The organism is Leuconostoc inhae (assembly GCF_019656015.1).
In the GTDB taxonomy this organism is placed as follows: Bacteria; Bacillota; Bacilli; order Lactobacillales; family Lactobacillaceae; genus Leuconostoc; species Leuconostoc inhae_A.
On the sequence record NZ_BPKW01000027.1, the window covers coordinates 1 to 10,760 of the forward strand.

10 protein-coding genes and 1 tRNA gene are annotated in these 10,760 nt (G+C 36.7%); all 11 read right to left on the reverse strand.

Translation table 11 applies throughout. The features are described from left to right. A partial coding sequence (locus tag K5Q14_RS09535) for a muramidase family protein (protein WP_220735477.1) occupies positions 1–534 on the reverse strand: 534 nt, incomplete at its 3' end. A gap of 219 nt (positions 535–753) precedes the next feature. Then, on the reverse strand, positions 754–1,104 hold the full coding sequence (locus K5Q14_RS09540; RefSeq protein ID WP_220735478.1) for an NlpC/P60 family protein: 351 nt from the start codon (positions 1,102–1,104) through the stop codon (positions 754–756). Between the two features lie 12 nt (positions 1,105–1,116). Continuing rightward, a complete protein-coding gene (locus K5Q14_RS09545; RefSeq protein ID WP_220735479.1) occupies positions 1,117–2,259 on the reverse strand; it encodes a LysM peptidoglycan-binding domain-containing protein in 1,143 nt (380 codons plus the stop codon). A 300-nt stretch (positions 2,260–2,559) separates the two neighbouring features. Beyond that, complete coding sequence (locus K5Q14_RS09550; protein WP_220735480.1) at positions 2,560–3,534, reverse strand: beta-ketoacyl-ACP synthase III; 975 nt, start codon at positions 3,532–3,534, stop codon at positions 2,560–2,562. A 133-nt stretch (positions 3,535–3,667) separates the two neighbouring features. Further along, on the reverse strand, positions 3,668–4,354 hold the full coding sequence (locus tag K5Q14_RS09555; RefSeq protein WP_220735481.1) for a hypothetical protein: 687 nt from the start codon (positions 4,352–4,354) through the stop codon (positions 3,668–3,670). Positions 4,355–4,412: 58 nt separating this feature from the next. Then, positions 4,413–7,097 carry a valine--tRNA ligase gene (locus K5Q14_RS09560; RefSeq protein WP_220735482.1) on the reverse strand — a complete coding sequence of 895 codons (2,685 nt, stop codon included), beginning with the start codon at positions 7,095–7,097 and terminating at the stop codon, positions 4,413–4,415. 256 nt (positions 7,098–7,353) lie between these two features. Further along, positions 7,354–8,364, reverse strand: a complete 1,011-nt coding sequence (locus K5Q14_RS09565; RefSeq protein ID WP_246587647.1) for an acyltransferase family protein — start codon at positions 8,362–8,364, stop codon at positions 7,354–7,356. 60 nt (positions 8,365–8,424) lie between these two features. Then, positions 8,425–8,790 (reverse strand): type II toxin-antitoxin system PemK/MazF family toxin, encoded by a 366-nt coding sequence (locus K5Q14_RS09570; RefSeq protein ID WP_220735483.1) that lies wholly within the window; start codon positions 8,788–8,790, stop codon positions 8,425–8,427. A 35-nt stretch (positions 8,791–8,825) separates the two neighbouring features. Beyond that, complete coding sequence (alr, locus tag K5Q14_RS09575; RefSeq protein ID WP_220735486.1) at positions 8,826–9,953, reverse strand: alanine racemase; 1,128 nt, start codon at positions 9,951–9,953, stop codon at positions 8,826–8,828. Continuing rightward, positions 9,953–10,360, reverse strand: a complete 408-nt coding sequence (gene acpS / locus K5Q14_RS09580; RefSeq protein ID WP_220735484.1) for a holo-ACP synthase — start codon at positions 10,358–10,360, stop codon at positions 9,953–9,955. Before acpS ends, alr begins: the two co-directional genes overlap by 1 nt. Positions 10,361–10,687: 327 nt before the next feature. Next, positions 10,688–10,760 (reverse strand) — tRNA-Leu (locus tag K5Q14_RS09585).

Genomic DNA, 10,760 nt, shown 5'->3' on the forward strand with positions numbered 1-10,760 from the left:
TGCTGGTGTTTGTGCAGCAGGTGCTGGTGTTTGTGCAGCAGGTGCTGGTGTTTGTGCAGCAGGTGCTGGTGTTTGTGCAGCAGGTGCTGGTGTTTGTGTAGCAGGTGCTGATGTTTGTGCAGCAGGTGCGAGATTCAATACTTGACCAATGCCAATATAATTAATATTTTGGATACTGTTTGAAGTTGCTAATTCAGCAACTGACACACCATTGTTAGCAGCAATACGATAAAGTGTGTCGCCTGCCTTAACAGCATATGTGCCAACTGCTGACTTCTTTGAAGCTGTTGCTTCTTGTGATGGTGCTTTAGTTGATACTTGTGTGTTTAACTGTTGTCCAATAAAGATTAAATTAGTATTTTTAATACCATTTTTTTGAGCCAATTCAGCAACTGTTGTGCCATGGGCAGCAGCAAGCTTAGTTAGCGTGTCCCCAGCATTAACATTAATTGTATCAGCTGATACAGAGGTAATGCCGGCAACGGCAAGAGCGCTGACAGCAACAGCAGATTTGATAATAGTAGATGACTTCATAATAGTTAATATACTCCTTAAAAGTTAATGGCTTTAGTTAAGATCTTTTTAAATTATTGTTAGGTAGGATTACCTCAACAGTGATAAGTGTATCAAAATAGAATAACATACATGTTTTATAATTTTTGCACTTTGTTATCAAAGTAGTATTTATATTACAAAAAGACGCTTTTTACGCAATTTGTTACTGTTAGAAGTCAAAATCGTGTCGTTTATATTTCAAAAGATGCTTCCAACAAAGTCGGGATACCAATTATGCTTTAATAATTGCACTTTCACCACTGCATCTTTTTCAGCCACTGAAATAAAATGACCGCCACCAATATAAATGCCAACACTATAAGGATGATTTGGTTTACCCCAAAACAATAAATCTCCCGGACGCGCATTTTCTATTTTCTTTAAATCAGACATTTCTTGTACAAGGTCATTAAGCGTTTGAGAAAAATGTTTAGTTGTAATATCTATTTCTATTTTAGATGTATTCATAACGAAAGCAACAAACGCACCTGAAGAATCATAAGATTTCCCCAACTGCGTTAGCGCAACGTCAAGCCATTTACTTGCCATAGACCGTTATTATTAAAATTGACCAGCATTTGATTCGCCGACAATAATGCCACCAACGATACCAAAGCCTACAGATGATGCCCGTGCGTTAGCGACCCACATACGATGACCTGGTTGACCGTTTGGTGTACTCATGTTTGTTTCATTAAACCAAGCATCAATAACAGAACCACTTGAGAAACCATTAGCAACTACCTCACCATTAGTTGAAAAATGATTAGTTGGAATGCCACCATTAGAGGCTGCATTTTCAGCCCGTGATTGTGCACGTGCTGACAAACCTGCATCTAATGTTACAGGTGCCAAACCTAATGATGCGCGTTTTGCATTCAAAGAGTTTACCAATGTTTGAACATCTGATGAAGCAGCTGGTGTTGATTGTGCTGCAGTATTAGTTGACACTTGCGTTACTTGTTGTGTTGCAACTGATGTCGTCGTTGTAGCAGCCGTTGCTTGATTTTGATTACCATTGGCTTGGTATGCAGCATATTCTGCTGCTGTCATATAATTATCTTTATTTGTATCTGCTGCTGCAATATACTTAACATCTTGAGAAACTGTTGCTGCTGGGGCTTGTGCCTCTGGTTCAGCAATATTACCACCATTAGCCTTATACGTATTATATTCAGCTACTGACATGAAATTATCTTTATTCGTATCCGCTGCTGCAATGTATGACAATTTTTCAGTAGTTGTTTCAGGTGTCACTGCTTGTTGCTCTGTTGCAGTAACTGTTGGTACAGTATTTTGAGATACATCTTGCTTTAATGTTAATGTTTGACCTGCTATCACCAAGTCATGATTTGACAAACTATTTATACTAGATAAAGTTTCAATATTAACACCAGTCTGTTGCGCAACTTTTGATAATGTGTCACCCGCTTGAACAGTATATGTCGTACCATCCGCAGAAACTGCTGCAGATGCAGGTGTAGATACTGTCAATGTTTGACCTGCTAAAATCAAATTTTGATCAGTAATATTGTTTGCTTTTGCTAAATCTTCTGCTGATGTATTATTTTCATGAGCAATACCACTCAAAGTGTCGCCCGTTTGAACTTCAACCGTATCAGCTGATGCAACTGCATGTCCACCAACTAAGGTGGCAACACCCGCAGCTGTTGCTAATAATGTTTTCTTTAAATTACTTTTCATTGATATAAGCTCCAAATATTTAAATTTTATTATGATTATTAATTTTTAGACCTGTTGTTATACAAATCTTAAGAACATCCTCTAGTATATCCACCTTGTATAACATCAACGTTGTTTCAATTTGTCAGTTTTATAACAATATTTCATTTATATTACGTAACCAAAAATGCTTCCTATCGTCTATCTCATTACGTATTCGTAGCATTTTTGTCAATAAAAAAGGTAGAATTAATCAAACAAAAATTTGATTAATTCTACCTTTTTAAAACTTATATTTTATTAACGTACTTAATTTTTTCTTTAAAATTCTAACAATATGCTGCCATAGGTAAAGCCTGCACCAAATCCGGTCAATAGCACCCTCTTACCATTGAGATCAACTGATTGTCGCAGTTCATCAAATCCAATCGCTATCCCAGCAGAAGAAGTATTACCGTTACGAATGATGTTTGTTGAAAATTTATCGATTGGTTCGTTTAATGCGTTAGCAATATACTCAATCAACCTGAGATTGGCTTGATGCGGTATAAAATAATCGACATCACTGGGCTTTAAAGATTTAGTTTCCAAAAAGCTGTAAATATGATCTGGTATTAACTCTGTCACTTCATCAAAAACGTCATGCCCAATTTGGGCAAAAGCGTCCATTTTAGGATAATTATCTGGTGACAACTGCGTTAAAGGAGCAATGCGACCCGAGTGAACCACATCTGGGTTACCAATTGTATGCATCTTTTCGCCAGCAACTACACCGTTACCATGAGCATCTGCTGTCATTACTACTGCACCTGCACCATCACCAAAAAAAACAGTGCTTGTGCGGTCTGAAAAATCCATCATCTTTGAATTAACTTCAGCAGCGATTACCAGCGCATTTTTGTAACTTCCTGAACGAAGAAACTTATCTGCTGTACTCAACCCGAATACAAAACCAGCGCAAGCAGTCATGATATCATAAGCCCAAGCGTTTTTTGCTTCTAAATTACGCTGAACTAGTGCTGCAGTCGATGGGGCTAAGCCATCGGGTGTAAATGTCGTTACAATAATGAGATCAATATCTTCTGGTTTCATATGAGCTTGCGCTAATGCTAGTTTAGCAGCTTGTGTTGCTAAATCACTAGTATTTTCACCCTGTAACGATATATGTCGTGTTTTAATACCTGTATGTGATTGTATCCATGCATCATTGGTATCTATTATTTGTGCCAAATCATCATTAGTTACGACATCACTTGGTACATAATGCGCGCTCGCCAGTATTTTACTTCCGGGCATATATTTTCCCCTCTAACCGTCTTAACTGACGCTCATGTATAGTCCATTTGAAATAATAATAAATACATATTAATTCTATCTGTTACTTTTTAATACTAGAACATCAATCGTTCTTATATTATTGTAGCTGATTTTATACATTACGCAAGCTATTTGACGTATCTTGCCAAAGCAACGTTTGCGCTACAGTATCAATATCATGCCAAACGAACGTATTATAAACAATCATTGCAAACAAATCATTGCTGCCAAATTCTGCATATAATACTTTACCAATTGGCAGTATCCCTAATAAATCACGCCAAAGATCGAGTAATACCGAGACGTTATCTCCAAATGTCCATCCCAATTTGAAATCATCATCATTTTTAAAGATTAAAATGACTGCGATAATATGTTGTTGTGACAATCGTACAATGCTATGTTTTAAATCAAACTGACGATTACCAAATAACCAATCTTGATAATTAATATTTTTAGAAGCTGGATTAGTGCGATGAACACGTTCATAATGATCGCGCAGTAGCATTAATAGTTCTTGCCTTAAGTCTGGCTCTAATTCATCAACTGTAACGACTGGTTCCCCAACATAATCACGTACGTTCAACTTGGCAAAATGCGTTGTATATATCAGGTTAAATCCTCTATCTTCCAAAAATCCCAGAGAAATACGATCAAATACCTGTGCGACAAGGCCTTTATTATGTGATCGCGCTTTCGCTTGTAATGCCCAGATTGTATCAACATCCATATCCGGCACCTGTGTTAAATTGAAATTGTTTGGATGGTCTTCATTAATATTATAAAATTCAGTCATCATATTTTAAATACCGACTCAAAAAATGAGTTTAGGTTATTTGCCTGACATTTCTAAGTGCTTACTTGGCTTTTTTGAGAGCACTCAGACGTTCCTCTGTTGCAACCAACTTCGCTTGCCAATCAGCAAGCTTTTGTTTTTCAGCAATAACGACAGCTTCTGGTGCCGAGTTCACAAACTTATCATTTCCTAACTTACCCTCCGCACGTTTTACCTCCGCACCGAATTTTTTAGCTTCTCCTGCTAAGCGATCAATTTCTGCATCGATATCAATTAGTTCGGCCAAGGGCACATAAATTTCAGCGCCAGAAATAACTTGTGACATTGCTAACGCTGGTATCTCAATTTCTGAAGCGATTTGCAATAACTTTGGATGGGCAAAACGATTAATATAATCTACATTTGATTTAAAGATGTCAATCAACTTATCATCAGTTGTTTTAACTAATAGATCAATTTCTGTCGACATTGGCGCATGTGCTTCGGAACGAATATTACGCACTGCAACAATTAAATCTTGTAGTGACTTAAATGCCATCTCAGCTGTTTCATCTGCTAATTCTGCATGTACCACTGGATATTTTGTAACAGAAAAATCAGCATTTTTTCCAGCTTGATCAGGCATTTCTTGCCAAATTGCCTCTGTAACAAATGGCATAATCGGTTGTAACAAACGCAACGTTTGATCCAATACATATGCCAATGTTTGTTGTACAGGTGCTTTATCAGTATCTCCAGTCAAAGTTTCTTTGGTCATTTCAATATACCAATCAGCAAAATCAGACCAAATAAAATTGTACAATTCACGACCAGCTTCACCAAATTCAAATCTATCAAAATTACGCGTGACATCTTCAATTGTTGTATTTAATCGCGACAAAATCCATTTATCACTTAATGAAAGTTTATCTAAATCAGGCAATGATGATGGCGTTGTCTCGTCCAAGTTCATGATAACATAACGTGATGCATTCCAAATTTTGTTAATAAAATTCCAAGCGGCATCCATTTTATCATATGTAAAACGTACATCTTGACCTGGAGTGGAGCCAGTTGCTAAGAACCAACGTAACGCATCTGCACCATATTTTTCGATAACATCCATAGGATCCACACCATTGCCCAATGACTTAGACATTTTACGTCCTTCGCCATCGCGAATCAAACCATGGATTAACACATTTTTAAATGGTCTTTGTCCTGTGAATTCTTTACCTTGAAACATCATGCGTGCTACCCAGAAGAATATAATATCATATCCCGTTACTAACGTGTTTGTTGGATAGTATTTAGCAAAGTCATCCGCTTTATTCTCTGGCCAACCCATTGTTGAAAAAGGCCATAATGCTGATGAAAACCAAGTATCTAACACATCCGGATCTCGTTGCCAACCCTCACCCGCTGGTTCCTCCGTTCCGACATATATTTCTTCTTGATCCGTCCCTTTATTTTTGTACCATGCGGGAATTTGATGTCCCCACCATAGCTGTCGAGAAATAACCCAATCACGAATATTTTCCATCCAACGTGTGAATGTATCTTCAAATCTGGCAGGCACAAATTCAACTTTTTCATCAGCACTTTTTTGCATGTCGAGTGCTTGTTTAGCCAACGGCGCCATTTTTACGAACCATTGTGTAGATAGGCGTGACTCAACAGGAACCCCAGTACGTTCTGAATGGCCAACTGAATGTACAATCGGGTCAACTTTTAACATATGATTACCAGATTCAAGATCGGCTACAATTGCCTTACGCGCTTCGAAACGTTCTAAGCCATCATATTTCCCAGCCTTCGCATTCAAGTGCCCATCATCAGTCATCGTGTTAATGCGTTCCAAATTATGACGATTACCCACTTGAAAATCATTAGGATCATGTGCAGGTGTAATTTTTACCATCCCCGTACCAAAATCTTTTTCAACGTATTCATCCGCAATAATTGGGATTTCACGACCAACAAGTGGTACCATGACTGTCTTACCAATTAAATCTTTATACCGTTCATCACTTGGATGCACAGCAACCGCAACATCACCAAACATTGTCTCTGGACGTGTTGTCGCTATCTCAATGTAATCTTTGCCATTAATTGTGGTGCCATCTGTAAATGGATATTTAACGTGATAAAACGCACCCTCATCATCTTGATAAATAACTTCAATATCCGATAGAGCTGTTCTTGCTTGCGGATCCCAGTTAATGATATATTCACCACGATAAATTAAGCCTTTTTTGTATAAGTCAATAAATACTTTATTGACTGCTTTATTCAAACCATCATCTAATGTAAAACGTTCGCGATCAAAATCAAGAGATAAGCCCATTTTTCCCCATTGTTTTTTGATTGTCGCTGCATATTCATTTTTCCAGTCCCAAACCTGTTCAACAAACTTGTCACGCCCTAAATCGTAACGAGAAATGCCTTCTGAACGTAAGCGTTGTTCAACTTTCGCTTGTGTTGCAATACCTGCATGATCCATACCAGGCAACCATAAGACATCCATACCTTGCATCTTTTTTTGACGAATAATCATGTCTTGCAAAGTTGTATCCCAAGCATGACCTAAATGCAATTTACCGGTAACATTGGGTGGTGGAATAACAATTGCATATGACTCTGGCTCATTACTTTGAATCGCCTGATTTGACTCTGGGGCAAATAACTTTTTTTCTTGCCATGTATCATAACGTCCTAATTCCACAGCGGTTGGATCATACTTTGTTGACATATCAATTTCACGCATATTTTCTCCCTTTTTGCGATGACACAGAAAAATCGCCCTAAAAATTAAATTAGGACGATTTTCACCGTGGTACCACCTGTATTGTCGCTGATACATCACTATCAGCAACCACTTTACTTATTTATATTTTAACACTTAGCAACCTTGGGCATTAACATCACTGAATTTCCACTAGCATCAGCTCTCTATAGATGTATTTGCTTAATCCTCTAAGATAATGCTAATACTACTAGAAAATAACCCATTCGTCAAGACTTTATTTCATACGTTTAAAATAATTATCGGGGTAAAAGATAAAATTTACCCAAGAATATTTACGAGACAAGTAAATGATAAAAATACTTATACACCAAGAAATTATCACTGTACTAATCACTAATAATACATATGGCGGCAAACTTACTTTTAAAATTAAGGTACGCACAATTGACGCAATTGGTGCATGAACAAGGTAAATAATTAAAGAGTAGCGACCATATTTTACGAAATATCTTGTAATGACACCATTTTTAACACGTGAAAATAAATATAAGAATATCGGTATACTTGTGATTTTTGCAATAATATTTCCAAGTGACATCATATCAGTATTAAACCAAGCACCACCTTGACTACCTTGCCAAAAAAGGCTGCCTAGAAATAATAGACTACAAGTTGATATGATGTATTTATTTTCCAGAATTTGTGATTTTTCTTTTAAAATAATACCGATATAAAAGCATCCTACCCACATAAATAAACTTTTGATTGGATAAAGAAGATTAGAAAATGGCATCACACTGTATAATAACAAACCGGCATACAATATTATTTGCCAATAAGGTGGTATATGAATAAGATGTATCATTTCGATAAATACATAAACCAAAAATAAAACATATAAATACCATAAATAACCAACTGGCATAACATAAATATGTAATAACGCCTGCCATGAATTCAGGCTGTGAACATCTGGACTAGCGTGCTGAAGCATAACATAGATAATAGAAAAAACAATATACGGTATCCCTAACCCCAAAAATTTGTTTTTTGTTTTTTCAAAAAATTGTTGGCCACTTTGTATCGGTTTGTAAACATAACCTGACAAAGCAAAGAAAATAGGCATAACAATTGTAAATAACAAGCCCATCGTTATTTCCGAGAAAATATCAACCTGATGATACATGCCAGTTTTATAAATCCCCTCAACAACATGTACAATAACAACTAAAAATACTGTGATGCCTTTGGCAAAATCCAGCCACATGATTCTTTTTTTCGTCACATTCATCTCCTAGTTATAGACACAAAAAAATTGATTATAAGCAACTAAATAACCAATTTTTCACTTCAAACCAACACTAATTCTCAACGCATGCTCAACCTGCTGCATTTCAGAAGAGGCCGCATTAATATGAGCTATTTTATCGCGTAATCGGCGCTTATCTATTGTACGAACTTGTTCTGCTAAAATAACAGAATCACGCTTCATCCCGCCCATATGTGCGGGTAATAAAACATGTGTTGGTAATTTTGGTTTTGATATTTGTGATGTTATGGCAGTAACAATAGTTGTTGGTGAATTTGCATTCCCAACATCATTTTGAATAATCAACACTGGTCTCACACCAGCTTGCTCTGAACCAATTCCTTGTTTCAGATCTGCATAAAACACATCACCTCGCATCACTGCTTGATATTCTTCTTTCATAAATTCCCACTTATTATGTACGCGCCATAGCGCTTTTAATTGTATATTCTTGGTAATCTTGAACTAAATGTTGTTGAAATTTCATGAGGAATTGTTTTGGCATACTCTGCAAATTCTTCGAGAGTTATTTCTTCATTGCCATCTTGACCAATCAATGTTACTTCGGTATCAACAGGATATTTTTTATCTAACGATATAACAATTTGATCCATTGTTACACGTCCAATGACATGTTCTACATGCCCCGCAATTAATACCTTCATACCAGTCATTCGCCTTAAGTATCCGTCTGCATAACCAATTGGCAATGTCGCCACCCATTGTGGTTGTTTTGCTGTATATGTGGCGCCATAACTAACAGATTCTCCAGCCTGTAATTCATGAACAAATCCGATGCGTGATTTAAGTGATAACACACTTTTTAATTTAATTGGCATATCGCGTTCTGGAGCACCAGGATTGTAGCCATACAGTACCGAACCTACACGTATCGTATGGACATTGATTTCTTTTTTATGCCACAATGCAGACCCTGAATTTGCTAAATGCCAATATTTCTCTGGAATATTAGCACCATGCACCCATTTATAAAAATTTTCAACTTGATGATCATAATATTTTTGATTATTATCATCCGCAGTAGCAAAATGTGTAAATACACCACTAAGTTTTAACTTATTCGATGACTCAATGAACTCATACATTGCCCTGACTTGTGATTGAGAGTGTGCGCCCATCCTTCCCATACCAGTGTCAATCGCTAATTGTACCTCTAACACTTTGCCTTCGGGTATTAATTTAATTGCTTGTTGTAACCAACTTAAGTTACCCACTGCTGGGGATAAATGGTACGCTACCATGATATCTACAAAAGAAACATCTTGCACACCTAGCAATAGTATTTGAAAATCATCATTTGCGATTTCTTGACGTAGTATAGCCGCCTCAGCAATTGTTGCAACTGCAAAATCACGAACACCTATCTCATACAAAGCTTTCACAGTAGCGACAGCGCCAAATCCGTATGCATTCGCTTTGACAACTGCAATCAGTTGCTTTGCGCCCGTATATTGCATAATTATTCGTGCATTTTCTTGAATAGCCTTTAGATCAACTGCAATCCAAGATGGTCTTGTTCGTAAAATATCAACTTTTTTAGTCATCATAAAACCCCACGTTTAGGAAAAATTTTTAAACTTATTCGTTCCCAGATCGTTAAACGTTCAATAATTACAACAGTATTAACTCTGTCACCACTATGAGTAATGGCTACATGTGTTTTATACAAAAAATTTTTTACGCGCATAATTGGCCGCCCGTTAGACGCATTCAAAATTTCTATATCATGCCAATGCACCTTTTCACCAATGCCATATCCTGTTGCTTTAGAAAAAGCTTCTTTAGCAGAAAAGCGGCCAGCAATAAATTCATTATAATGTTTACCTTTACGTTTAGCAGCTTGAATGCGTTCTGTTTCGGTCAAAATAGTTGCAATAAAAGTACCTTGTCTTTCAACAATTGCTTCTACACGACTGATAGATTCTGTATCATTTCCTATTCCAATTATCATGTCTCTATTGTATCAAAATGTGTTGATTTCACCAAGTTGTTGTTCTTTTGATAATGCGCCTCATTTATTAATGAATCGCTTAAATTTAAATATACACCCTTTACCATTAAAAAACATAGCAAAGTTGTAAACCTGTCATTCTGTTTGTTCATTCTCTTATCTCCTAATTAGTTAATAAGAAAATTGTAATATGTAATTACATTTAAAACAATAGAAATGGCCTAACGTGTCACATTTTTGGCCTAACTGGTCAATGCTAATCTAATTACATTAATCAGAAAAATAAAGAGGTTGTGATATCATTTAGATACCACAACCTCTTTATGCCGTCGGTGGGAGTCGAACCCACACGGTGTTGCCACCACTGGATTTTGAGTCCAGCGCGTCTGCCAATTCCGCC